This window comes from Sellimonas catena (assembly GCF_027924685.1).
Lineage (GTDB): Bacteria > Bacillota > Clostridia > Lachnospirales > Lachnospiraceae > Sellimonas > Sellimonas catena.
Genome location: NZ_BSBO01000009.1, coordinates 1 through 24,804, shown reverse-complemented (window position 1 = coordinate 24,804; position 24,804 = coordinate 1). Strand labels below are relative to the sequence as shown.

Here is a 24,804-nt window from a genome sequence, read left to right as displayed (position 1 = left end):
TGATTTTACAATGCCTTAAATCAAGTTAGAAAATCTTATTTCGAAATATTGACAAAAGAAAAAAATTATCGTACTTTATAATTACACAAAAAAGCATAAATGCTTAATAGCGAAATGGAGGATGAAAAATGGCTGGAGAATTTGGTGCATTTATTGCACAAAAGCGATTGGAAAAAGATATAAAACTTAAACCTATTGCAGAAAAAATGGGCGTGTCTGTTACTTATCTGTCTGATATTATAAAGGGAAGAAGAAATCCACCAGATATTGATGGTTTAGAGGTGATTGCATCGGTACTCAATTTAAATGAAAATGAAAGAAATGAAATGTTTGATCTTGCAGGAAGAGAACGTAACCAGATATCACCTGATTTGCCAGAATACATAATGGATGAGACTCTTCCAAGTGCTCGTGTTGCACTTCGAAGAGCAAAGAGCCAGGAGCTTGGTGACGATTTCTGGCAGGAGGTTAATAAAATTATTGACAGAAGAAATGGAGAGAATTAGTGAATTACAATATAAATAGTCTTATACCATATATCCCCACAAATGAATATGATGCTGTAGCGGAAGAATTTCTTCATTTATATTGTGAAGAGGCTTTATTGCGGCCGATGGCTATTCCGATAGAGCATATTGCAAAAAATGAATTGGGATTGGATGTGAAATATATACGTCTTTCAGAAGAATGTGATATTTATGGAATGACTATATTTTCCGATGGCATAGTTGAAGTATACGATCCAGCAGAATGTCTGTATGATTCAAAAATATTTAAAAGAAAGACGATATTAATTGATCCTGAAGCAGTCAAAAAAACAAATTTAGGTTGTCGTAATAATACACTTGCACATGAGTGTGTCCACTGGTATAAGCACAGGCTGTATTATAAAATGCAAAGCTATACTTCTACACGGCAGGCAAAATATTGCAAATGTAGAGTTGAGAATCTTCCCAATATAACAGAAGATGAAAATATTATGGAGGCACAAGCAAGAGGTATTGCCCCTAGAATTTTGATGCCTAGAGCAACATTTATTGAAGCGGCGGATCAGGTAGGAATCAAATGCAAAAATGAAAACCGAGATGCAATTGCAAGGCTTGCCAAAATGTTCAATGTATCAAGACAATCTGTGAGAATTCGACTTAATGAATGTGGTTTACTTTAATATTTGTTTTTACGGCAAAATTTTATCCGACTGTTCAAAGAGAAAATGAATTATAAGTAAGAAAAGGTGATCAGATATGGAAAAAATAGAACAGATTTTTAATAATACAAATAAAATATTAGAGTTTATTGAAAAAGGAGAGAATCAAAGTGACTGGACAGTTTGGCTACCAGTCATTGCATCTTTTATTACTGCGATAATTGCATTTTTAGGAATTTTATATTCAACACGTTATGTAAAAAATAATATTAGAATGGATGCTCGTATTGAATGGATACAAAAGGTTAGAGAAACAGTAGCGCGTGTGATATCGTTATGCTATTTAGTGGTATATGAAATTAATGAAGAAGAAGTACTTAAAAATTTTTTGAAAGCTAAAGAGCAGATTAACTTATTAATGCTGTATTTTGGACCCGATGAAATTGGCAATAAAGATTTTTTAGGACTAAATGAACAAATTTTAAAAAAAGAGGATAACAATATAGGGAAAAATGATCATATTGTGGCCTTTTTGGAAAAATTATTGTTAGACATCGAAAAATATTATCAGAGAAAGCATAGTTCAAGAGCAAAAATGCTAGAAATAGAACTTAGATGTTTGAACAAAAAATATGATCTAGAAGATACAGGGGAGAGGTTAATAGATAATGAAGGTAATTGGGTTAATGTAAAAGGTAGACCCAAAGAATATTATGAGGAAAAAAATAAGCTGGAAAAAGAGAAAAGTGAGTTAGAGAATCCCAATAATATTCTAGAGGATATTGCTAATCTACGAGAAATCATGAGATTATATTTAAAAATTGAATGGACTGTAGCAAAAGAAGGAAAATAATTATATCAATTCATAAATAGAAAGAAAAGGCTAATGGAATGGTAAAACTCCAATAGTTTTTATTCTTTCTCAAATTTGATTATATCATTCGGTTCGCAATTCAAAATCTCACATAACCTTTCCAATGTAAACATGGTAATAGATTTATTATGTTTTAAATTATTGATCGTCCGGGGATTGATACCATACTTGTGAATCAGTGTATAGGTGGAGATATCCCGTTTCTTCATGGTCTCCCATAATGGAGAATAGCTTATCATTTCTGCTCACTTCCCAGTTTGTAATATAATCATTATCATGGGAAAAATAATAGTTTACTATACTGAAAAATGTATCTATAATAGAGGCATATGAAAGGAGAGCAGGGATGAAAAAATATGATGAGCTATCCAACAAAGAAAAACATAATTTTGAAGAATTCCTTATCTTAACATTCGAGTTTTCCGAAGATGAGCTGGCGGCAATCAATAAGCAAAAGCCGATGACAATGGAACTTTTTTCTTCCTGTCTGGCTAAGTGTACAGAGCGGGGGCTTTATAAACTTTTCGAAAGGCTGTTGGATGAGTATCCGGATTTAACGGATAAATACGTAAAAGCTATTGATGATGATATAAAGGATGTGATATTGCCGAAAAGAACTCCAGAGGAGGAAGAAGAAAGCTGGAATCGACTGTGCGAAAGGATAAAAAAAGAATATGGTGATGATTTAACATGCGAATAGCTGCCGGAAAATCTGGTGGCTATTTTTTATAACAGAAATCTATGAATTAAAATCTGGCATCCGGTCAAAAAAGACGGGATGTTTTTTTATGCACTTTATTAAAAACTTTGTCTCCAAACACTGTATAATCCTCGAATTCCCTTTCTATAAGTGAGGGGAAATATTTTTTGAAACAGAAAATTAAAAGATTTTTCGAATCTCCTTGTATTTCTGCCTCTGACAAATGGGTTAAGTGAGGGGATCTTTAAAGAATAAAAAAGATAAGAGCGGATCTGATCGAAAAGAATGAAATGATTTCTTTTTGCCGTTGTATAATAGCCGCTCCCGGTTACGTTAAGTGAGGGGGTAGATATTATAGAGCAAGATCCACCCGTGTTAAGCGGTTATGCCATTCCTGGCAGTCCTCTAACTTACAGGTTGAGCTCTTGATGGGGATTTTCTCAGAGCAAGATCCACCCCGTAATACACTATCGTGTTTTCCTGTGTAGGGCTCTTGCCTGGGATTTCGATTCCCCATACCCTCGATGATCTGCCGATCTGGCAGATATTGGCGTCCACTGGAAAGTGGGACGCAGCACAAAAGGAAGATTCCGGCAGGACTGCCGGTTCTCCTGTTTGTGATGTTACTGAAGTAACAGAGAAGAAAGGAGGAGCCATGAGAAAAAAGAGATTAGAACGGGAACTGAACCATCCGCATTTTGTCGGAGTCCGGCTTTCCGATATTGAGCTGGAACTTCTGGACAGGAAGGCAGAGATCCTGGGGGTGTCCAGATCCGAATGCCTGCGGAAACTTCTGGTGGAAAAGGAGATCGTGCATCGGGTAGAAGTGGTCGCCGATATGGAAGAACTGCGAAGTCTGGTGGGGGCATATGGAAAGATCGGTGTGAACCTGAATCAGATCGCACGGTACTTCAATACGGGCGGAGAACGCTCTCTGGCTATGGAGGATGAAATCCGTCACTGCATCGCGGAATTGTTCGCACTCAGGGAAGAGGTGTTGAAGATGGCAGGGGATTTTGAACGGGATTATCGGGGCGGTTAAAGTAGTCCAGATGAATTGTTCCAAAATGATACCGAAACACGACCAAACAGCGTTTTCTGTCGTCAGACAGGATAAACCCTAGGCAAATATATTTGAGGTCAAAAAAGCCTGCCGTAAAGGGCAAAAAGTGCAAAAAATGATACCGAAACGTGACCATATTTCGCTGTCCTGTGCCGGACACTGGCAGGATGGCAGGAAGGAGGAATGTCTGTGCCGAGAATGAGCAAGAAAAGAAAACAGGAATTGGCCTTTTTTCTCAATGAAAGAGGGCGCATCGCCCACAATGACATCTGCAGGAAATGCGTCGGAGACTGCAAGCAGAGTTTCCGGACTGTGATTGTCTGTTGCCCCTGTTATGAATCCAAGCGAAGCCGCCGGCGGAAGATCAGACAGAGACAAAAGGATGGATGTGAAGAATAGAAACCAGATGGAATATTTGACAGAGCGTACCCTGATCAGGGATTTCATTCCTTACCCACGGTTTCTGTTGGAAATGAACCTGACTCAGACAGCCAGGATTTTGTATGCCCTGTTGCTGGATCGGTCCAAGATTTCAAGGAATAACGGATGGAAGAATGAAAAAGGGTATATTTACGTGATTTATCCAATCATGGATTTGGCGCAAGTGTTGGAAAAGAGTCATATGACCATTAAGAAAGCTTTGAATGAACTGGAAGATGCCGGACTTTTAGAAAGACAAAAGCAGGGATTTTCAAAGCCCAATCTGCTGTATGTCAGAATCCCGGCAGAGGGAAAGAAAAGTGTCCCTGTGAAGGAAAGAAAACTATCCCCCATAGGGAAAGAAAAAGATACTTATGAGGGAAAGAAAACTGTCCCTGTGAGGGAAAGAAAAGTATCCCCTAATAAAATGAGTAATAATCAAATGATATATAGTCAAATAAATAAAGAGAGAGAAGCGCGCTCTGCCTATGGGAAATATCACAATGTGTTTCTCTCCGAAACAGAATATGGAGAATTGAAACAGGAGATCCGGGAAATAGACAGGCTGATCGAGGAGCTGTCCAGTTATATGCGTTCCAGTGGAAAGCAATATGCTGATCATGCTGTTACCTTGAGAAGATGGGCAGAACGGTCAGCCCCGGTAAAAAACATTCCGGATTATACCTGCAGTGAGGAGGAAAGTCTATGAACAAGATGGTAGAAGAAACAGTAAAAAACATGATGCAGCCGGGAGAAAGAACCAGGGAGGATTACATCGGAGAAGACGGGCTTCTGTATTGTGGACAATGCCATGAACCGAAGGAGGCTTATTTCGATCAGGAAAAAGTCGGAGTTTTGGGAATAAAAAAACATCCGCGTGAATGTGAGTGCCGGAGACAAAAGAGAAAAGAAGAGGAACAGTACCGGGAACAGCAGCGCCATGAAGCTGTAGTCAGAGAATTGAAGGAACATTGTTTCTCGGATAGATCCATGAAGGAATGGACATTTAAGAATGATAAGGGACTTTCCGAAAATACCGTGCTTGCAAAGCTTTATGTGAAAGACTGGGAAACAATGAAGGCGGAAAATACAGGCTACCTCTTCTGGGGAGCAGTGGGAACCGGGAAAAGTTTTCTGGCGGGCTGTATTGCCAATGCACTGTTGGAACAGGAGATAGAAGTGCGTATGAACAATTTTGCAGAAGTGCTGAATGATCTGTCTGCTAATTTTTCAGAGAAGAACACATACATAAAAAATCTGTGCAGAGTTCCGCTGCTGATTCTGGATGATTTTGGAATGGAGCGGGGGACAGAGTACGGACTGGAACAGATCTATGCGGTGATTGACGGCAGATATCGGAGCGGGAAGCCCCTGATCGCGACGACCAATCTGACACTGCAGGAGTTAAAGAATCCGCAGGATACAGCGCATGCCAGGATTTATGACCGGTTGCTGGAGATGTGCGTGCCGGTTCAGTTTAAAGGTGAGAGTTTTCGAAAACGTACGGCTCAGGAAAAGCTGGGGCGGATGCAGAAAAGAATAAAGGAGAAGATGAGGTAAATGAGACAGACAAAAGAAAGAGAGAGCAACTGCCGTCTGGCAGTGGATATTGAAGGTCTGGCCGCTATGCTTTCCTGCGGACAGATGACTGCAAGGAAGATAGCGGAAGATGCGGGAGCCCGGATCACCATCGGCCGCCGGGTATTGTATTCGGTCCAGAAGGTGGAAAAATATCTGGAAGCGATAGCAGGATAGAGGAACACGGATGTGCGTGGGGGTGGTTTTGTGCTATACTTTTCATAGACAGGACAAGACCATTCCCTACAACAGGGAGGTGTGGAAATAGAGAAAGGAATGGTTTTGTGGCAAGAAAAGACAATAGAGGAAGAAATCTGAGGACAGGGGAATCCCAGCGCAAGGATGGACTCTATATGTACCGGTATAAAGATGAACGGACCGGCAGACGCCTGGCCGTTTATTCTCCGGATCTGGCTGAACTCAGGAAAAAAGAAAAAGAGAGATTGAGAAAGACCAGAGCGAAGGAATTATGACCGATACTCAATGCAAGAACATGACTCTCAATGACCTGTTTGAGATCCACATGGATACCAGAAAGCTGGCAGAGAGTACACAGGCCAATTACAGAAGGATGTGGAACAGTCTTGTGAGGAACGAACTCGGACAGATGAAAGTGGTACAGGTAAGAACATCTCATGTACGCTTGTTTTATTCCCGGCTGAGCAAACAGAAATATTCCCACAGTACCATCAAGTTTCTCCATAATATGATCTTACCGAGCTTTGAGGTGGCTGTAGATGACGATATCATCCGGAAGAATCCGGCCAAGAGAACGCTGGGAGACTATGGGGAACCAGAAAAGAAACGCACCGCCCTGTCCTTTGACCAGCAGAAAAATCTGCTGAACTATGTAAAGAACAGCGAGGTATTCCATATCTATCTGCCACTTTTGCAGGTGATGATCGGAACCGGACTCCGCTGTGGGGAGCTGATCGGACTCACCTGGAAGGATGTAGATCTGAAGACCAGGACCGTATACGTGAATCATCAGCTGATCTATAAGAACTATGGAGACGGGTGTGATTTTCATGTGACCATGCCGAAGACAGAAGCCGGGATCCGGGAGATACCCATGAGTAAAATGGTGGCAAAAGCCTTTGAGACCCAGAGACGGCTGAATTTTCAGATGGGGATTCCCAGAGATGTGAAAATCGAAGGGCTTTCGAATTTCGTATTCATGAGCAGGAGCGGACGTCCGATGATGCCCACTACCGTGAACTTTATTCTCCGGGATATTGTGAAGGCGTATAATGAGGAAGAAAATGAGCGGGCAAAGCGGGAGAGGAGAAAGCCGGAAGAGCTACCGCACATTTCCGCCCACATTCTCCGACATACAGCCTGTACCCGGATGGCAGAGACAGATCTGGATATGAAGGTCGTTCAGTATGTGATGGGACACGCCAACATCAGTGTCACGATGGAAGTTTATAATCATATCACAGACCGGTCCAGGATCGAAAAAGAGATTGCGAAGATGGATTTGGTTCAGATTATGTGATGGGAATTTCTGTCCCGGCATTGGAGGTTTTAAGGGCATGATGGTGAAAAAAATCAGATTTTTCTGCTTTTGATGGTGTAGTAAATTAACTCAGATTTCCTTGAATTTACAGGGGATTTTGGAGGTCCCCGATTCTGAAATTGGTGTAGAAATGGTGTAAAAATGGTGTAGTAAGCCATTTTTTGAAAAAATCAAAAATTTGGAAAGCCCGAAAAAGCCCATAAAATCAAGCTTTTTTGAGGTTTTCCAAAAAAATTATTAAAAAAATTAGCACTCACATCTTGACACTGCTAATAATAAGTGCTATATTACAACTAGAACAAAGGAAGAGATGAAGATCTCGAAAGAAAGTTGTTCGATTTCAACACTTCGGATTTCTCCGATAGTGCTAAAATAAAATGAATTGTCATAAAGAAAGGAGACATGACTTATGATGATGCCTAGTATTTTTGGAGAAAACTTATTTGATGACTGGATGGATTTCCCATTTGATGATGATTTCTTTGGAAAGAGAAACCCGTTGTATGGAAAACACGCAAAGAACATGATGAAGACAGATGTCAGAGAGACAGATGATTCTTACGAAGTAGATATTGATCTCCCTGGATTTAAGAAAGACGAGATCAATGCCCAGCTGAAGAATGGATATCTTACCATTTCTGCAGCGAAGGGACTGGATAAAGATGAGAAGGATAAAAAAGGTAACTACATCCGCAAGGAGCGTTATGCAGGCAGCATGAGCAGGAGCTTCTATGTAGGCGATGACGTCAAACAGGAAGACATTCATGCGAAATACGAAGACGGTATCCTGAAACTGACAGTTCCGAAGAAAGATCAGAAGAAAGTAGAAGAAGCATCGCACATCGCGATCGAGGGCTAATAAATCATGCGGGCGGCCGAAAAGGCCGCCCCTTTTTGTTCCCACCTTCTGTCAGGAAAACGGGCGAAACTGTACAGGATTCCTGCTGGTATCTTTTCACGAAAACAGGTAAAATGAAGACAGAAAACATCAGGAGGAACAGTTATGAATTTAGGAAATAATCTGTATCAGGCAAGGAAAAAGAAAGGGCTGTCTCAGGAGGATGCGGCTGAGAAGCTTGGTGTGAGCAGGCAGACGATCTCCAAGTGGGAGACCGACGAGACGCTTCCGGATATCCGCCAGGCAAAGCAGCTTTCGATGTTGTACGGTCTTTCGCTGGATGAGCTGATTTCATTTGATGTGGAAATGCAGGAGATTCAGGATGTGATCGACCGGATGAGTGACGAGGTGACAGAAAAGATCGACTGGACAAAAGCGTGGAGTAAAAAGTATCCGATTCTGGCGTCCTACCAGAAAGAGGTGGACATTTCGTATTATGCGGAAGAGTTGTGCAGGCTCTTGATCCGGATGGAAAAAGAATATGGATATAATGAGCTGGATTCCATGCTGGTGCTGAAAGATATTCTGGCAAGAGTGTGGAAGAACAGAGGAAAAAAGAATTCCGGGAAATAGATGATGAAAACGCAGGGCAGGCAGCGGACGATGATAGAACCGCTGCCTGCTCTGGCTTTATGTTTCGGAACCGACTGCCGTTGTGAATGCTTTCAGGCGTTCATAGAATACTTTTGCGGCCGGTGAAAATGTTTGATATTTTTTGGTGACCATATAAAGGCCTACAGATAATTCCGGACTGATTGGCCGAAATACAAGGTTTCGTCCCATGGTGTTGACAAGCCGGTCAAGGCAAAGGGCATATCCGATGCCGTGCTCCACAAGATAGGTAGCATTGTAAATCAGATTGTAGGTCGCTACGACATTCAGGGCATCCTCACCGAACCAGTCCAGATCCTGATGGCCGGAAAAGGTCTGGTCTGCCAGAATCATCGGAAGCGTTTTCAGCTGATCGATGTTGATGGTGTTCTGTCCGGCGAGCACACAGTCCTTTGGCATCAGCAGTCCGTAAACATCTTTTTGATGTAGATTCAGGTAATCGTATTTTTCCTGCCGCACCGGGCCAAGCAGAAGTCCCATATCGGAGAGCCCTTTGTCAATCCGGTCCATGATGGCGTCAGCATCCCCGCTGTAAGTATGAAGCTTGACATCCGGATAATCTCTGTGAAACCCTGCCAGAAGCCCGGCGATCATATCCATTCCTACCGTTTCGCCGCAGCCGATAAAAATATCTCCGCTCAGATGCTCGGCGTCCGTATGAAGAGCGGTCTCTGTATTTTCCAGAAGTTTCATAATCTCCTGCGCACGGTTACGAAGGAATACCCCGTCTTCCGTCAGTTCGATGCTTCGTTTTCCGCGGATAAAGAGCTGTTTTCCAAGCTGGCTTTCCAGATCCATCATCTGCCTGGAAAGGGTAGACTGGGAAATAAACAGTGTCTGAGCCGCCTTTGTAATATTCAGTTCTCTTGCTACTGCAAGAAAATAATGGAGCAGTCGCGTTTCGATCATGCCGTTTCACCCTTTCAAGTATGGAATATAAAATCAGTATATGGTCAGTATACCACAAGTCTATCATTCCTGAAAGTGATGATAAATAAGAAGTGATAACTGTTTGTTGTTTCTTTAAAACGGACCTATAATGAAATCAAACAGGTGACAGCCGCCGTGCGGACGGTCTGCTGTCATCAATAAAAAATGCAGGAGGCGGATTTTATGACGGAAACAGTGAAACTGTCGAATGGAGTTTCCATGCCAATGGAAGGATTTGGCGTGTTCCAGATACCGGAGCAGGAGTGTGAGCAGGTCGTAAGAAATGCGATAGAATCCGGTTATCGTTTGATTGATACGGCCAGTTCCTATCAGAATGAAGAGGCGGTCGGCCGGGCAGTCAAAACCTGCGGCATCCCGCGGGAGGAACTTTTTATTACGACAAAAGCATATATTCAGGAAATGGGCTATGACAACACGATGAAGGCATTTGAGGATTCCCTGAAACGGCTGGGGCTTGACTATCTGGATCTGTGTTTGATTCATATGCCGTTTGGCGACTATTATGGATCGTGGCGGGCAATGGAAGAGTTGTACCGGGCAGGGCGGATTCGTGCCATCGGAGTCTGCAATTTCCTTCCGGACCGCCTGCTTGACTTCTGCTATAACGTGGAAATCAAACCGCAGGTCAATCAGATTGAGCGCCACCCGCATTACCAGCGCGCAGAAGATCTGCAGCTGATGGAAGAGCTCGGCGTGCAGCCGGAGGCCTGGGCACCTTTTGCGGAAGGATTGAAGGGAATGTTTGAGGAACCGGTGCTGATGGAGATTGCGGCGAAACATCAGAAGACACCGGCTCAGATTCTCCTGCGCTGGAATGTGCAGCAGGGCGTCATTGTCATTCCGAAATCGGTTCATAGGGAGCGCATGGAAGAAAACAGAAAGATCTGGGATTTTGAACTGGATGCAGAAGACATGCAGCGGATCGCGGAACTGGACAAAAACTGTCCGTCCATGCTGGACACCCGAAAAATCAGTGAGATCAGGCGAGTGTACGATTATCTGAACAACCCTGTTTTGACCAGTTTATAAGAGAAATAAAAGCTTGCAAAGGAGAATGGAATCATGATGAATATGGAAGTGAATGGAACGACCATTCAGGTGAAATTATACGAGAACAGTTCGGCGGAGGCAGTGAAAGAACTGCTGAAGAAAGGCCCGTTTACAATAGAAATGAAAGATTATGCCCATATGGAAAAGTTCGGAAGCTTTGGGATGCAGTTTCCGACGAACGACGAAACGATTACAACCGAAGCCGGAGATGTGATCCTTTCGGAAGGGAATCTTCTCGTTATCTATTATGCACCGAATACGTGGAATTTTACGAGGCTTGGAAAGGTTCAGAATCTGTCAGAGACAGAATTGAAACAGGTACTTGGAAAAGGAAGTATTACGGCAGTCCTGACGCTGTCGGACGACGAATAACAAAGCGGGAGAGGTTTGCGGCCTCTCCCTTTTCATACCTGGTTTTTCAATGTTGTTTCTGTTTTTTATTCATGTACTTTTAAGCCATGAAGCATTTTTACAAAGTTCGGATCATCGTGGTTTACGATTTCGCTGTGTCCGATATCCAGTTTTGCGATTTCGTTCATATCTTCTTCGCTGAGCTCAAAATCCCAGATGTTCATGTTCTGTTCCATACGGTCTTTGTGAACGGATTTTGGAATTACGACAACGCCGCGCTGTACGTTCCAGCGGAGAGCAACCTGAGCTGCGCTCTTTCCGTATTTTTCTCCGATAGAAGAAAGAACCGGATGAGTGAAGATGCCGTGGTTTCCTTCTGCGAATGGTCCCCATGCTTCCGGACGTACGCCGTATTCTTTCATCAGTGCAAGAGCGTCTTCCTGCTGGAAGAATGGATGAAGCTCTACCTGGTTGACTGCCGGGATCACATCGACTGTCTCGCAAAGATCTGCCAGACGTGCCGGATAGAAGTTGCAGACACCGATGGCACGAAGTTTTCCTTCTTTGTAAGCCTCTTCCATTGCACGGTAAGCTCCTACATAGTCACCCATCGGCTGATGGATCAGGTACAGATCAAGGTAATCAAGTCCCAGTTTTTCAAGAGAAGTCTCGATTGCTTTCTTTGCGCTTTCGTAGTCTGCATCCTGTACCCAGAGCTTGGTTGTGATGAAAAGCTCGCTGCGGTCTACTCCGCTTTCCTTGATGGCTGCGCCGACAGCTTCCTCATTCATATAGGCAGCGGCCGTATCGATCAGGCGATAACCGCTGTTTATAGCATCCAGAACTGCCTGTTTGCACTGTGCCGGATCCGGTACCTGAAATACACCAAATCCTTCCAGGGGCATTTTGATTCCATTATTTAAAGTCACATATTCCATGATTTTTACCTCCATTTCTTTTGATGACTTTATTGTAGATGATCCTTTCAGAAAAGTACAATACAGGTTCCAAATTGTGCTATAATTGAAATGAATAGTGAAAAAGAGAGGTGCTTGCATGATTGAAATCTATCTTCTGGAACAGCTGGTGGCGTTTGAAACATACGGAACGCTTTCGGCTGCAGCGGAATATCTTCATATATCACAGCCGGCGCTCAGCCATTCGATGCAGAAGCTGGAGGAGCTGATGGGAGTCCCGTTGTTTCACCGTCAGAAAAACAGGCTTGCACTAAATGAAAATGGCAGGCTTACTGCAGAGTATGCCCGGAAGATTCTGGAGCAGGAACGGGACATGGTAGAAAGGGTCCGGCTTTTTGACAAGAGCAGAAGGACAATCACCCTTGGCTCCTGTGCGCCGGTGCCGGTTTCGGATATTGTGCCGCTTCTGTCAGGGCAGTATAGAGGGATGACGATTTCATCCGAGATTGTAAACAGCGATGAAGAGCTGATGGAGGGGCTGATGAAAGGTTCTTATCAGATCGTCGTTCTGCACCATGATCCGAAAAAGGACGGCCTGTATGCGGTACCGTTCCGGCGGGAACGACTGTATCTGTCTGTTCCGGAGCAGCATCCGCTGGCTGAAAAAGATGAAATTGTTCTTTCTGATATTGACGGACAGAACATTCTGCTCTTTACACAGATTGGTTTCTGGTACGAATTCTGTAAAGAAAAGCTTCCGCACGTTCATTTCCTGATGATGAATGAGTTTGACGCGTTTTCCGAAGTGGCGGAAGCAGGATCGTTTCCGTCCTTTGCGTCGGATGTACTACTGCGGCAGAATGGGATGCCGGAAGGGAAAAAGATTGTTCCGATCCTTGATCCCGAGGTGGACGTCACCTACTATCTGGTCTGCAAGACGACGGATCAGAAATTGTTCCAGCCTGTGTTCAGGAGGCTGCATACGATCAAATAGAAAAGTTCCGCTTTTCCCGTGAGGAGAGGCGGAACTTTTTTGACACGCTATGCTTTTTTAACCTGATAAATATTCAGAAGAAATACGGCTCCGATAATAAAGAAAAATCCAATGAGATCGGCGGCCGTAAACCGGGTGCCAAGCAGGAGAGCGGTCAGGATCACGGAGGAGACCGGATCAAAGTTTGCAAGGGTTCCGGCCTTCACCGGAGGCAGCAGTGATGCTCCGAAATGATAGAAGGTGGAGCCGGCCGCTGTTCCAATCAGGATCAGCCCGCAAAATCCGAGGATGACCTGCGGCGTGATGTCGATGGAATAGGTCCATGGGCGGACAAAAATGGAGAAAAAGATTCCGCTGATCAGCATTCCGCGCCCCACGATGTATTTGGCGCCGTAAGTCCGCACAATTTTTCCCGGAATCAGGGTGTAAGTGGAGTAGGAAAAGGCACAGATCAGACCGAAAAACAGGGCGTACCCGGAGATTGCAAGGTTCCCCGGCCGTCCGCCGGTGCTGATGATAAAGGTGCCCGCCACCGCGGCGATGATTGCGGCTGCTTCCGTCTTTTTCGGAAGCGTTCTGGTGCGGATGCAGGTGACGATCAAAATGATGATCGTGGACAGATACTGCAGCACCGTCGCGGTTCCGGAGTCGGAATAATAGATCGACATAAAAAAGGTAAACTGTGTCAGGCAGATGCCGAAAATCGCGAAAAAGACCAGTGTCATCGTATCTTCCATGGACTGCCAGATGGAAGGATGCGGATGTGCTTTGGAATCTTTTTTACGAAAAATCAGGTCCAGCAGAATCAGGATAATCCCGGCGCTGATCTGCCGGATACAGAGGACAACCGGTGTCGGGAGTGCCAGATCGTGCAGCAGATACTGCCCGGAACATCCGGAAAATCCCCAACAGAGAGTTGCTATGATAATGGAAACGGTGCCGAGCAATTCTTTGTGTTTTGTCAGACGATACATGAATTTTGATTCCTTTCTTTCTAAATGCGTCATATCCCAGTATTATAATACAAAACAGAGAAAGTGGCTATCAAAAAATAAAAGGAAGAAAGTGGCAGAGGGGTTCGTATCATGGGACAATATATAAGTATGACTAATGAATAATCATGTAAAATTATAATATACTAATATATTTCCAATCGTTTTCACTTATGCTATGATGGAAAACGAAAGGAAGCGAAAGCTTCGGCACAACCAAATATAGTTGAAAATTCTTCAAGATACATTCGCAGGACGGGAAACCTGTTTAGCCTCTGGCCGATGTATCTTTTTTATTTCCCATTCCTGCTGTATGGGGAGTAAAAACACCCTTTACGGAATCATCCGTAAGAGGAAGCGAAACGCAAGGAGGATTTGAAAATGGAAAGAACAGTGGAAAATTTAAAGGAAATGATCCGCGCAGGACGCGGAAAGATCCCGGCACACAAGGTGATCCGGGGCGGACAGCTTGTCAACGTCATGTCAAGCGAAGTGTATCCGGCGGACATTGCCGTGTACAATGATATGATCGCGGCAGTCGGTGATGTGGAAGACTACATCGGACCGGACACAGAGATTATCGATGCCAAAGGAAGATACCTTGTGCCGGGTATGATTGACGGCCACATTCACAGTGAATGCAGCAAGCTCAGTATTACAAGTTACGCAAAAGCGGTTGTGCCAAGAGGAACGACAAGTATGATTTCCGGTCTGGATGAGTATATCTCCGTATCCGGTCTGGAAGGACTGAAGGAAATCTTTGCTGAAGTGAAGAAAAGTCCTCTGAAAGTATTTTGGGGAGCGCCGTACAAGACTCCGTACACCATTCCGGAATCTACGGTTGCTTTTAATTTCACCAAAGAAGTGCATCAGGAAGTGCAGAAGTGGCCGGAATGCTTTGGAGTATGGGAAACAGTAAGAGAGTTCCTTCAGGAAGAAGATGAGGACACATTAGGGGCAATTGCCGAGGCCTTCAAGAACCGTCTTCCGGTTTTCGGATGTGCGCCGATGGCACAGGGCAATGACCTGAACGGTTACCTTTGCGGAGGAGTACGTCTTGACCATGAAAGCTACACCCATGAAGAGGTAGTGGAGAAGATGCGAAAAGGAATGCACATGCTGATCCGTGAATCATCGGTTACTCATTTCCTGGAAGAGAACATCAAGGCGGTAACAGAGGTCAACCCTGCATTTGCGCGCCGTGTCAGCTTCTGTACGGATGATGTGACCGCAACGGATATTCTTGAAAAGGGACATCTTGACAACGTGGTACGTCTGGCAATCAAGGCTGGAGTAGAGCCGATGACAGCGATTCAGATGGCAACCATCAACAGCGCGGAAGCATACCGGATCGACCATCTGGTAGGCTCCATCTGCCCGGGAAGAATCGCGGATATTCTGTTTGTCGATGATCTTCACAATTTCAATGTAGAAGAAGTCATGACAAATGGTAAAATGGTAGCAAAGGACCACAAGCTTAGCTATGAGCTGCAGGCGCCGGAGAGAAGTTCTGTATTAAAAGGGGTTCTGAAATGCAAAAAGACAACAAAAGAAGATTTTGAATACCGGACTTCCATTGAGAACGGGGAAGCGAAGGTACTGGCTATGGACGTCAAAGGACCGTTCGTCCGTAAGAGAAGAGATGTCGTACTGAAAGTGGAAAACGGCATTGTGCTTCCGGATCCGGAACAGGATGTGGCAATGGTATCTGTCCTCGAAAGATTTGGAAGAAACGGAAACAAGTCTCTTGCATTCTGCTCCGGATGGAAACTGAAAAAGGGTGCCATGGCTTCCTCCGCGGCACCGGATGACAACAACCTGGTTGTCATGGGAGTCAGTGCGGAAGATATGTCCATCGCCGCAAACTATGTGATCGAGCAGGGCGGCGGACAGGTTGTTGTTGCAGACGGCGAGATTCTGGAATTTCTGCCGCTTCCGGTCGGAGGAATCGTAAGCGATCTGGAACCGGAAGAAATAGCGGCATGGGAAAAGAAAATCGACCATGCGGCAAGAAGCCTGGGATCCGATCTGCCGGACCCGATGATGTACATGTTCTTCCTGCCGATTACAGCGATCCCGGATTACGCCATCACGGATGCTGGCCCGGTTGACTATACGGCGCTTACTACATTTGAACCAGTCCTTGAAGTTACTGAGAAATAGAAGTAGAAGAAGAAGGTAGAGATCATGAAAAAAGAAGAACTGAAAAAGCTGATTGATACGGCAGCCGGAAGAATCCCGGCGGATGTTGTGATTCAGAACTGCAAAATTGTCAATGTATTTTCGGGAAAAATAGTAGAGGGAAACATTGCCATCTGCGGAGACCAGATTGCAGGAATCGGCGACTATGAGGGAAAAGAAGTGATCGATGCCGGGGGCCGGTATGCGGCTCCTGGATTTATCGACAGCCATATTCATATTGAATCTGCTTATGTAAGCCCGGAAGAGATCGGACGTCTTCTTGTTCCTCACGGGGGAACAACGATCATTGCGGATCCGCATGAGATTGTCAATGTCTGCGGAATCAGAGGGCTGGATTATATGATGGAGGCCGCAAAAGGGACGAAGCTTGATATCAAGTATGTACTTCCATCCTGTGTTCCGGCTACTCCGTTTGAACATGCCGGCGCGGTCATCAATGCTCCGGAGATGGAAGAGCCGATCAAGAGGGACGGAATTCTCGGACTTGGGGAATTCATGAACTTCCCGGGAGTCATTGCGGCGGACGAAAGCGTGCTGGACAAACTGATGACAGCCAAAGAAGAAGGAAAGATCATTGACGGACACGGCCCTGGAATTACGGGAAAAGAACTCAATGCCTATGCGTCAGCGCGAATTCTTGCAGATCATGAGTGTTCTACTGTAGAGGAAATGGAAGACCGTCTGGAACGGGGAATGTATATCCTGTTAAGACAGGGATCTGCCTGCCATAATCTGCGTACATTGATTAAAGGCGTGACACCGGAAAACAGCAGACGGTGTCTGCTCTGTTCCGATGACCGCCAGCCAAAGACCATTTTGCACGAAGGACATCTGGACAACCATCTCCGGATCTGCGTGGAAGAAGGACTGGATCCGGTGACGGCGATCCGGATGGCGACACTGAATGCGGCAGAATGTTTCCGCCTCTATGACAGGGGAGCTATCGCGCCGGGATACCGTGCGGATATTGTCCTTCTGGATGATCTGAACGATTTCCATGTCAACCGTGTATGGATTGCGGGAGAGCTGACGGCGGAAGAAGGAAGATACCTTCCGGAAATTCAGTTCCACGATATTTCTTCCGTAAAAGGAAGCGTAGTTGTAAAGGATTTCTCCAAAGAGAAATTCAAAATGCATCTGAAATCCGGTCATGTCAACGTGATCGGTATTCTGCCGGGAGGAGTTGTGACGAAAAAGGAAACAGCGGATATCAGACTGGATGAAAATGGGGAATTTATCCGGGACCCGGAAACAGATATCGTGAAAGTGGCTGTGGTGGAACGGCATCAGGGAACAGGAAACGTGGCCTGTGGATTCTTGAAAGGATACGGAATCAGGGAAGGTGCGGTTGCTCTTTCTGTGGCTCACGATTCCCACAATATCATCGTGGTCGGAGTCAGCGATGAAGAAATGGAATTTGCGGTCAACAGTTTGATTGCTCAGGAAGGCGGCATTGTTCTTGTGAAAGAGGGAAAAGTCATCGAGAGCATGCCGATGCCGATTGCAGGGCTGATGAGCGATCAGAGCGGTGAGTGGGTAGACCAAAAGCTGACCGACATTCATGAGAAGGCTTATTCAGAGCTTGGAATCAGCGGAGAGGTAGAGCCGGTTATGACACTGTGCTTCATGTCCCTTGCGGTGATTCCGGAGGTGAAACTGACCGATATGGGACTGTTTGATGTGACAACCTTCTCCTTTATTTCGACAGAAGCATAATACTTAAAAAGAAGAGAGAGAAAAAAATGAATAAAGAGAAAACACTTGTGCCATGGTTTCAACGTGGCGACATTGGTGGAATGACCTATTCCATTACAAATAACATTGTAAACTATTTGATTGTTATCACAACTCTTTCCGGCGTCCTGGAATGGCCGGATGAGATTGTATACGGATCCGTTATACCGGGTATGTCTGTAGGTCTGATGCTGAGCGGCATTTATTATGCGTTTATGGGACGGCGGCTTTCTAAAAAAGAAGGACGGGCAGACGTAACGGCTTTGCCATCCGGTGTTTCTACACCTGCCATGTTCGTTATGCTGTACGGAGTGATCATGCCGCTTCACTATGCGCTCAATGATCCGGAACTCGCATGGTCGGCAGCGGTAGCAGCATGTTTCATTGGAGGTGGAGTGGAAGCTCTTGGTGGATTTATCGGTCCGTGGATGAAGAGAAAACTCCCAAGAGCAGCACTTCTCGGAACGGTTTCCGGGATTGGATTTATCTGGATGGCGACGCAGGGAGTATTTGATGTGTTTGGAGATCCGCTTGTAGGACTTCCGATCCTGCTTGTCGCGTTCGTGGGCATTTTTGGAGGCTATCTGTTCCCGAAGAAGATTCCGCCGCTGGTGGTGGCCATTGTAGGTGGAATCGTATATGCATTTTGCCTTGGACGGACAACCGTTGATTTCAGCGGGATCGGATTTTACATTCCGAATCCGGTCAACAGTGTTCAGCATCTGATTAATGGATTTTCTGTGGTACTTCCGTACCTGACCATTGTGATTCCAGTGGAAATTTATAATTTCATCGAGACGATGGACAATGTAGAAGGTGCAAATGCTGCCGGGGACAATTACGATGTGCGGGAGACACAGTTTGCGGACGGAATCTGTACCATGCTTTCCGCAGTCTGCGGAGGGGTCATTCCGAACACGGTATGGCTTGGACATGCCGGACTGAAGAAATCTCATGCCGGAATCGGATATTCACTTGTTTCCGGTCTTGTACTCGGAGCGGCAGGAATCTTCGGACTGTTTACCTTTTTAAGCAATATGGTTCCGCCGGCAGTGTGCGCGGTGACCTTCCTCTGGTGTGCCGTGGTTATGGTAGCACAGGCCTTCAAAGACTGTCCGGTAAAGCATTATGGTGCCATTGCCGTGGCCATGGTTCCGCCGGTTGCGGACTATCTGTATACGCAGATCACCGGAGCAGTGGGACTTGCCGGTTACAGTACGGAAGTGCTGGCGGACGGAACGTCCGGCTACAATGCAGAAGTTACACAGATGATCAAAGATGCCGGGGTGATGTGGAACGGTGTGCCGGGCGTAAAAGCCGGGGCAATCATTATTGGAATTCTGCTTGGAACCATGACAGTCTTCATCATAGAAAAACAGCTTCATAAAGTAGGGATTACGGCTCTTGTAGGTTTTCTGCTTGCCTGCTTTGGATTTATCCACAGTGCACAGCTGGGCTTTTATCCGACCTCGCCGTTTGCGATCGGATATCTGATTATTGCCGTGCTGGCATTCCTTCTTCACCTTGGAAGAAATACCTGGTTCAAAGGGCCGGATGATTTTGAATATGTATAAGATTCAGCTGCCGGGTTCCCGGTGCCGCCATGTGCATCATCGTATGCACATAGGCGGCCAGGGGAACCTGGCTTTTTGTTTCCGTGACAGCCAGGAAATTGTGCAAAAAAACAAAACAGGCTTGCCCGGAGTAAAGAATTGATTTATCATAATATTATCTGACAGAAAGAAAGGAGCTTATTATGAAAAAGTTATGTTCATGGCTGCTTGTCCTGGTACTGGCTGCGGCGTCCCTCGCAGGATGCGGCTCTCAGAGTACGGATGAAGGCAGTAAGCAAAGTGAAGAAAATTCTGCAAAGCAGGAACAGACCGCAGAGCCGGTGGATGTCAATATCGCGGCACTGAAGGGACCGACCGCCATGGGAATGGTGAAGTTCATGGATGATGTGGACAAGAGCGAAGTGGATGATGAAAATTACAACTTCCAGATTGCGGCATCCGCAGACGAAGTGACACCGAAGCTGGTGCAGGGAGAGCTTGACATCGCGGCGGTACCGGCCAACCTGGCATCCGTACTGTACAACAATACAAAAGGTCAGGTACAGGTTCTGGCAGTTAATACACTTGGTGTTCTCTATATCGTTGAGAACGGAGAGACAGTACAGTCAGCAGCAGATCTGAAGGGAAAGACGATCTATGCAAGCGGAAAAGGGTCTACTCCGGAATATGCGCTGAATTATATTCTGACGGAAAACGGAATCGATCCGGCAGCAGATGTGACGATTGAGTGGAAGAGCGAGCACTCGGAATGTGTGGCGGCACTGGCAAATGATCCGAGCGGAATCGCAATGCTCCCGCAGCCGTTTGTGACGACAGCGCAGACAAAGAATCCAAATATCCGCGTTGCGCTGGATCTGACAGAGGAATGGGATAAGATTCAGGAGAATAAAGAGGAGAAGAGCGCGCTTCTGACAGGAGTGGTTGTAGCAAGAAGCGAGTTCGTAAAAGAGAATCCGGAAGCAGTGGCGAATTTCCTCGATCACTACAAAGAGTCCGTTGACTATGTAAACGAAAATACGGATGATGCGGCGAAGCTGGTTGGACAGTATGAAATTGTGACGGAAGAAGTGGCGAAAAAAGCGCTTCCGGAGTGCAACATTGTCTGCATTACCGGGGATGAGATGAAAGAACAGCTTTCCGGATATCTGCAGGTGCTTTTGGATGCCAATGCGCAGTCAATAGGAGGAGCGTTGCCGGAAGATGATTTCTACTACAGCGAATAAGAAGAAAAAAAGAACAATCAGATTATGGGCTGTGGCAGTCTGGCTGCTTGTGTGGCAGGCAGTCAGCACTTGGATCGGACAGGAGATACTGCTGGTATCTCCTGTTGTTGTTTTCAGGAGGCTGACAGAGCTTGTAAGGGAAACTGAATTCTGGCAGTCCATCGGATTTTCCCTGGTACGGATTCTGGGCGGCTTTCTTATTGCCATGGCAGCGGGGATTCTGGCGGCAGGACTTTCTGCCCGGTTCAGGCGTATTCGAGAGCTTCTTGCGCCTGCGGTGCTGACGATCAAGGCGGTTCCGGTCGCGTCCTTTGTCATCCTTGTGCTGATCTGGGTGCCCTCCCGGAATCTTTCCATCGTGATTTCCTTTCTGATGGTATTTCCGATTCTTTACACGAATGTACTGGATGGGATCCTTAGTACGGATTCGAAACTTCTGGAGATGGTGCAGGTATTTGATGTACCGAAGGCAGTACAGATCCGTTATGTCTATGTTTCGCAGGTCCTTCCGTTTTTCCGGTCAGGGTGTTCGGTGGCTCTTGGACTTTGCTGGAAGGCAGGGGTGGCGGCGGAAGTGATTGGAATTCCGGACGGCTCTATCGGAGAAAATCTGTACAATGCCAAAGTCTATCTGAACACGCCGGATCTGTTTGCGTGGACGGTGGTGATTGTGCTGATCAGCCTTGTATTTGAGAAACTGTTTCTGGCGGCGGTAGACCGGATTGTCAGTCATTTGGAAAGGATGAGCTGAGATGGATAATGGAAAAATCAAGATTTCCCGTCTTTTTAAGTCCTATGGTACGCACATGGTGCTTGCCGGTTTCTCGGCGGAGTTCGAAAAAGGGAAGACTACATGTGTTATGGCACCGTCCGGTGCGGGAAAAACGACGCTTCTTCGGATTCTGGCCGGACTGGAAGAGGCGGATTCGGGAAGTATCGAAGGAATGGAAGAAATGAAAAAGAGCATGGTCTTTCAGGAGGACCGGCTCTGTGAGAATTTAAGCGCCTCCGCAAATATCCGGCTGGTGCGGCAGAAAAAGCCGTGGGGCCGGGACCGGGAGGAGGTGCGTCAGATCCGGGAAGCAATGACGGCGGCCGGACTGTCCGGGTGCGAGGATCAGCCGGTCCGGGAACTTTCCGGCGGTATGCGACGGCGGGTTGCGCTTTTACGGGCACTTTGCTGCGACTGGGATATCCTGTTTCTGGATGAACCTTTCAAAGGTCTGGATGAAGAGACAAAAAAACAGGTTATGGACTATACGAAAGAAATGTGTACCGGAAAGACGGTGATCTTTGTTACACATGACAGCAAAGAGGCGGCGCAGATGGGGGCAGTCTGTATCAGCCTGGATCATAAAGAAGAGGAAAGACAATAAAAAACCGGCGGCAGTCACTGATGTTTGACTGCCGCCGGCTCTCTTTTTATATTAACCTTCGATGGAGATGTAATTTGCCTGCTCAACTTCCTTTTTCGTTTTCTTTGGAACGGAGATCTTCAGGATACCATCGGCATATTTTGCACGAATATCATCCTGGTGAATAGCATTGCCTACATAGAAGCTCCGGCTCATGGTGCCGTTATAACGTTCACGGCGGATGTAGTTGCCCTTCTTATCTTTCTCGTCGTTCTCTGTATTCTTCGAAGCGGAGATGGTCAGATATCCTTCTTTCAGCTGAACATTGATTTCGTCTTTCTTGTATCCAGGAAGATCGACATCCAGTTCATAGGAATCATCTGTGTCCCTGATATCTGTCCTCATTACTGATGTAGAACTCTTCTTGCTGTAAGAAGGTGTTCTTCTAAAGAAATCATCATCAAATGGGAAATCCATCCAGTCATCAAATAAGTTCTCTCCAAAAATACTAGGCATCATCATAAGTCATTTCTCCTTTCAATTGACAAAATATTTATGTAATCACCCCCGCTGGGGGAGTGGTATTTCGGGGCAGGTACCTGAGCTTTCCGGCTCTTTTCTATCTGTTCCCTTTGTTCTATGTGTAATATAGCACTTGATATTAGCACTGTCAAGAGGTGAGTGCTAATTTTTTGAAATTTTTTTGCAAATCTTGTAAAATCGGTGTTTGCAAACATTTTCCACTTTTGAATTTGAGTATAGAAAAAGCGGTTGATCTCCAAAGGAGAAACCGCTTTGTATGAATTGCTTATTGCTTTATATAGACGCTTAACTGTTCTTCAATGTTGCGTCCGCTGTACATGACACGAAGAATTGTTACCACCTGTTCTTCCACATCCGGAAGATAAAACACGATATAGTTATCTACCGCAACAAAACGTAAACCTCGGCTATGCCACGGTTCTTTTCCATATCTCGGAAAGCGTTCCGGCATTTCATCTAAACTTAATATCTGCTTTTCCAGACGTTCCAGTTGCTTTTCGGCATTTTCTGGTGACAAAAGTTCAAAAGTGATATACTCAAATATCCCTCGCAGATCTTCCTCAGCCTGTATTGATGTGACTACGTTAAAAATCATAAGCTATAATCTTTGCGAATATCAGCAAAAACCGTCTTTGCATCTTTGGTTCGACCTGCTTTCATATCCACATATCCTTTCTCCAACTCTGCATGCAGTTCTTCTGTTCCCAGCATACTTATATCTGTGGGCGTTCTGTCTGGGATTTTCACTTCAAAAGGAAGTCCCCGATGTAAGATAATCTGTTTATAAAACATATTGATAGCGTTAGAAGCAGGAATACCAAGTGTGGAGAGGATTTTTTCGGCCTGCTCTTTGACTTCAGGTTCTATTCTTGCATATAAATTTGCTGACTTTGCCATAATAACACAATGCTCCTTTCTCGTTCATATCTTTTTCTTTATTATACACAGATGTCCGCACAATAGCAATACGTTATATCCTGCGCTCCAATGATACGGTTGAACTGCTCTAACGTTCATAACTAATATTTTCTTCATACAACATTTTTTCGCACATGAATTTCACTCTGTTCAAATCAATAATCTGACTTTTTAATATTACTTTCATTTCTTGAAGGCTCAATGAGTTTTTCTTTTTCATAAAAACGGATATTAGAACGGGATAGACCTGTTCGTTCTTCTACATCTTTCATAGTCATGTTATGCATCCCCTTTCAAGCAACTCTAGTTTACTTAATAATAAGCTGTAAACAAGGCTTACAGTCAAGGATTTATCAAAAATCCGTCTATTAAAGCTGGAATAGCCGCAATAGACGGAGAGTCTCCAATTCTTTATCAACTTCAAATCTTTTTTACTAAATCTATTTATTTTCCCGTCTTACCCGGCAAGGATTTCCGTAAGCAATCGTGTTGCTTGGAATGTCCTTTGTGACAATACTGCCTGCACCGATAACAACGTTATCACCAATCGTGACGCCAGGCATAATAATTGCGCCTCCGCCTATCCATACGTTGTCACCGATTACGACAGGCGCGGTCTGTGTTTTGCAGAATTCAAAGGAGCCATCTTCTTTCGGTGAACCGAAACGGTCGGAAGCGTTGGTTGGATGAAATGCTGTGTAAATTTGAACATTTGGGGCGATCAGCGCATTATTGCCGATCCGAATAATATTATCGTCCAAAAAAGTACAATTCATGTTTACTTCACAATTATTGCCAAAATAAATATTGTTACCATAATCGACATAGAAAGGAGCGGTAATCCAGAGATTTTTCCCTTTTCCGCCAAGTAATTCATTTAAAATGCGTTCTTTTTCCTGTGCATTTGCGGAATCTGTCTGGTTATAGTCCCTGGCCAGGTCCTTTGCCTTATGCCATTGTGTCAAAAGCTCTTCATCGCCGCAGTCATAAAGCTGTCCGGCAAGCATTTTTTCTTTTTCCGTCATCTAATGTTCCTCCATTACTCAAAGATATAATTATTATACTCAAACTTCGCACATAGATTTTGCCTATGCACCTTGAAAATTCAATATCTGGCAGGTATTCGATTATCAAAGTTCACCCTTTGCCCTATGCCGCCTGAAGCTGTGTCTTCAACAAAACAGGCAAT

28 protein-coding genes and 2 pseudogenes are annotated in these 24,804 nt (G+C 45.1%); 21 read left to right on the top strand and 9 right to left on the bottom strand.

Going from position 1 to position 24,804, the window contains the following annotated elements:
- The first annotated feature begins 128 nt into the window (after positions 1-128).
- From Selli1_RS05660 to Selli1_RS05650, 3 genes are all read left to right on the top strand, one after another.
- Positions 129-506 carry a helix-turn-helix domain-containing protein gene (locus tag Selli1_RS05660; protein ID WP_281872462.1) on the top strand — a complete coding sequence of 126 codons (378 nt, stop codon included), beginning with the start codon at positions 129-131 and terminating at the stop codon, positions 504-506.
- On the top strand, positions 506-1,168 hold the full coding sequence (locus Selli1_RS05655; protein ID WP_281872461.1) for an ImmA/IrrE family metallo-endopeptidase: 663 nt from the start codon (positions 506-508) through the stop codon (positions 1,166-1,168). The genes Selli1_RS05660 and Selli1_RS05655 overlap by 1 nt, the downstream gene beginning before the upstream one ends.
- Before the next feature lie 76 nt (positions 1,169-1,244).
- Positions 1,245-2,000 carry a hypothetical protein gene (locus Selli1_RS05650; RefSeq protein ID WP_281872460.1) on the top strand — a complete coding sequence of 252 codons (756 nt, stop codon included), beginning with the start codon at positions 1,245-1,247 and terminating at the stop codon, positions 1,998-2,000.
- 59 nt (positions 2,001-2,059) lie between these two features.
- On the opposite strand, the gene Selli1_RS05645 is transcribed toward Selli1_RS05650, so the two are convergent.
- Positions 2,060-2,260 carry a helix-turn-helix domain-containing protein gene (locus Selli1_RS05645; RefSeq protein ID WP_087169710.1) on the bottom strand — a complete coding sequence of 67 codons (201 nt, stop codon included), beginning with the start codon at positions 2,258-2,260 and terminating at the stop codon, positions 2,060-2,062.
- 107 nt (positions 2,261-2,367) lie between these two features.
- Here Selli1_RS05645 and Selli1_RS05640 point away from each other — a divergent pair, with 107 nt between their 5' ends.
- The 9 genes and pseudogenes from Selli1_RS05640 (at position 2,368) to Selli1_RS05600 (ending at position 8,772) form a co-directional block, all read left to right on the top strand.
- On the top strand, positions 2,368-2,721 hold the full coding sequence (locus Selli1_RS05640) for a hypothetical protein (RefSeq protein ID WP_281872458.1): 354 nt from the start codon (positions 2,368-2,370) through the stop codon (positions 2,719-2,721).
- 655 nt (positions 2,722-3,376) lie between these two features.
- Positions 3,377-3,763, top strand: coding sequence for a plasmid mobilization protein (locus Selli1_RS05635; RefSeq protein ID WP_256196191.1), 387 nt, complete (start codon positions 3,377-3,379; stop codon positions 3,761-3,763).
- Positions 3,764-3,982: 219 nt separating this feature from the next.
- Positions 3,983-4,183 (top strand): hypothetical protein, encoded by a 201-nt coding sequence (locus Selli1_RS05630; RefSeq protein WP_405595493.1) that lies wholly within the window; start codon positions 3,983-3,985, stop codon positions 4,181-4,183.
- Positions 4,167-4,913 (top strand): replication initiator protein A, encoded by a 747-nt coding sequence (locus tag Selli1_RS05625; RefSeq protein ID WP_281872455.1) that lies wholly within the window; start codon positions 4,167-4,169, stop codon positions 4,911-4,913. The genes Selli1_RS05630 and Selli1_RS05625 overlap by 17 nt, the downstream gene beginning before the upstream one ends.
- Complete coding sequence (locus Selli1_RS05620; protein ID WP_281872453.1) at positions 4,910-5,764, top strand: ATP-binding protein; 855 nt, start codon at positions 4,910-4,912, stop codon at positions 5,762-5,764. Before Selli1_RS05625 ends, Selli1_RS05620 begins: the two co-directional genes overlap by 4 nt.
- Positions 5,765-5,959, top strand: coding sequence for a DUF6462 family protein (locus tag Selli1_RS05615; RefSeq protein ID WP_281872451.1), 195 nt, complete (start codon positions 5,765-5,767; stop codon positions 5,957-5,959).
- Between the two features lie 107 nt (positions 5,960-6,066).
- Positions 6,067-7,280: pseudogene (locus Selli1_RS05610) on the top strand (tyrosine-type recombinase/integrase).
- A 430-nt stretch (positions 7,281-7,710) separates the two neighbouring features.
- The gene (locus Selli1_RS05605; protein ID WP_138373506.1) at positions 7,711-8,160 is read left to right on the top strand and encodes an Hsp20/alpha crystallin family protein; all 450 of its coding nucleotides are present in this window, start codon (positions 7,711-7,713) and stop codon (positions 8,158-8,160) included.
- A gap of 144 nt (positions 8,161-8,304) precedes the next feature.
- On the top strand, positions 8,305-8,772 hold the full coding sequence (locus Selli1_RS05600) for a helix-turn-helix domain-containing protein (protein WP_087254712.1): 468 nt from the start codon (positions 8,305-8,307) through the stop codon (positions 8,770-8,772).
- 57 nt (positions 8,773-8,829) lie between these two features.
- Here Selli1_RS05600 and Selli1_RS05595 read toward each other — a convergent pair whose 3' ends face one another.
- Positions 8,830-9,720 (bottom strand): LysR family transcriptional regulator, encoded by an 891-nt coding sequence (locus Selli1_RS05595; protein WP_281872450.1) that lies wholly within the window; start codon positions 9,718-9,720, stop codon positions 8,830-8,832.
- A gap of 204 nt (positions 9,721-9,924) precedes the next feature.
- Here Selli1_RS05595 and Selli1_RS05590 point away from each other — a divergent pair, with 204 nt between their 5' ends.
- The gene (locus Selli1_RS05590) at positions 9,925-10,791 is read left to right on the top strand and encodes an aldo/keto reductase (protein ID WP_281872449.1); all 867 of its coding nucleotides are present in this window, start codon (positions 9,925-9,927) and stop codon (positions 10,789-10,791) included.
- Between the two features lie 33 nt (positions 10,792-10,824).
- Positions 10,825-11,184 (top strand): cyclophilin-like fold protein, encoded by a 360-nt coding sequence (locus tag Selli1_RS05585; RefSeq protein WP_087169650.1) that lies wholly within the window; start codon positions 10,825-10,827, stop codon positions 11,182-11,184.
- Between the two features lie 65 nt (positions 11,185-11,249).
- Here Selli1_RS05585 and Selli1_RS05580 read toward each other — a convergent pair whose 3' ends face one another.
- On the bottom strand, positions 11,250-12,101 hold the full coding sequence (locus Selli1_RS05580; protein WP_275950813.1) for an aldo/keto reductase: 852 nt from the start codon (positions 12,099-12,101) through the stop codon (positions 11,250-11,252).
- A gap of 118 nt (positions 12,102-12,219) precedes the next feature.
- Here Selli1_RS05580 and Selli1_RS05575 point away from each other — a divergent pair, with 118 nt between their 5' ends.
- A complete protein-coding gene (locus Selli1_RS05575) occupies positions 12,220-13,074 on the top strand; it encodes a LysR family transcriptional regulator (RefSeq protein WP_191427754.1) in 855 nt (284 codons plus the stop codon).
- Between the two features lie 47 nt (positions 13,075-13,121).
- On the opposite strand, the gene Selli1_RS05570 is transcribed toward Selli1_RS05575, so the two are convergent.
- A complete protein-coding gene (locus tag Selli1_RS05570) occupies positions 13,122-14,048 on the bottom strand; it encodes a DMT family transporter (RefSeq protein ID WP_281872448.1) in 927 nt (308 codons plus the stop codon).
- A gap of 399 nt (positions 14,049-14,447) precedes the next feature.
- On the opposite strand from Selli1_RS05570, the gene Selli1_RS05565 reads away from it, so the two are divergent.
- The 6 genes from Selli1_RS05565 (at position 14,448) to Selli1_RS05540 (ending at position 22,175) form a co-directional block, all read left to right on the top strand.
- A complete protein-coding gene (locus Selli1_RS05565) occupies positions 14,448-16,229 on the top strand; it encodes an adenine deaminase (RefSeq protein WP_087254695.1) in 1,782 nt (593 codons plus the stop codon).
- Positions 16,230-16,253: 24 nt separating this feature from the next.
- Positions 16,254-17,984, top strand: a complete 1,731-nt coding sequence (gene ade / locus Selli1_RS05560) for an adenine deaminase (RefSeq protein ID WP_087254692.1) — start codon at positions 16,254-16,256, stop codon at positions 17,982-17,984.
- Positions 17,985-18,010: 26 nt separating this feature from the next.
- Positions 18,011-19,576: a xanthine/uracil/vitamin C permease gene (locus tag Selli1_RS05555; RefSeq protein ID WP_087169644.1), complete on the top strand. Its 1,566-nt coding sequence runs from the start codon at positions 18,011-18,013 to the stop codon at positions 19,574-19,576.
- A 182-nt stretch (positions 19,577-19,758) separates the two neighbouring features.
- The gene (locus tag Selli1_RS05550; RefSeq protein ID WP_087169643.1) at positions 19,759-20,799 is read left to right on the top strand and encodes an ABC transporter substrate-binding protein; all 1,041 of its coding nucleotides are present in this window, start codon (positions 19,759-19,761) and stop codon (positions 20,797-20,799) included.
- The gene (locus Selli1_RS05545) at positions 20,777-21,550 is read left to right on the top strand and encodes an ABC transporter permease (RefSeq protein WP_204863987.1); all 774 of its coding nucleotides are present in this window, start codon (positions 20,777-20,779) and stop codon (positions 21,548-21,550) included. Before Selli1_RS05550 ends, Selli1_RS05545 begins: the two co-directional genes overlap by 23 nt.
- Before the next feature lies 1 nt (position 21,551).
- Positions 21,552-22,175, top strand: coding sequence for an ATP-binding cassette domain-containing protein (locus tag Selli1_RS05540; RefSeq protein WP_087169641.1), 624 nt, complete (start codon positions 21,552-21,554; stop codon positions 22,173-22,175).
- A 51-nt stretch (positions 22,176-22,226) separates the two neighbouring features.
- On the opposite strand, the gene Selli1_RS05535 is transcribed toward Selli1_RS05540, so the two are convergent.
- The 5 genes and pseudogenes from Selli1_RS05535 to Selli1_RS18480 all read right to left on the bottom strand — a co-directional run bounded on the left by Selli1_RS05535 (position 22,227) and on the right by Selli1_RS18480 (position 24,640).
- On the bottom strand, positions 22,227-22,676 hold the full coding sequence (locus Selli1_RS05535) for an Hsp20/alpha crystallin family protein (protein ID WP_087169640.1): 450 nt from the start codon (positions 22,674-22,676) through the stop codon (positions 22,227-22,229).
- A 286-nt stretch (positions 22,677-22,962) separates the two neighbouring features.
- On the bottom strand, positions 22,963-23,292 hold the full coding sequence (locus Selli1_RS05530) for a type II toxin-antitoxin system RelE/ParE family toxin (RefSeq protein WP_087169638.1): 330 nt from the start codon (positions 23,290-23,292) through the stop codon (positions 22,963-22,965).
- The gene (locus Selli1_RS05525; protein WP_171027950.1) at positions 23,289-23,597 is read right to left on the bottom strand and encodes a type II toxin-antitoxin system RelB/DinJ family antitoxin; all 309 of its coding nucleotides are present in this window, start codon (positions 23,595-23,597) and stop codon (positions 23,289-23,291) included. Before Selli1_RS05525 ends, Selli1_RS05530 begins: the two co-directional genes overlap by 4 nt.
- A 109-nt stretch (positions 23,598-23,706) precedes the next feature.
- A pseudogene (locus Selli1_RS05520) lies at positions 23,707-23,893 on the bottom strand (MerR family transcriptional regulator); the annotation flags it as partial.
- 162 nt (positions 23,894-24,055) lie between these two features.
- On the bottom strand, positions 24,056-24,640 hold the full coding sequence (locus Selli1_RS18480; protein WP_204863985.1) for a sugar O-acetyltransferase: 585 nt from the start codon (positions 24,638-24,640) through the stop codon (positions 24,056-24,058).
- Positions 24,641-24,804 lie beyond the last annotated feature (164 nt).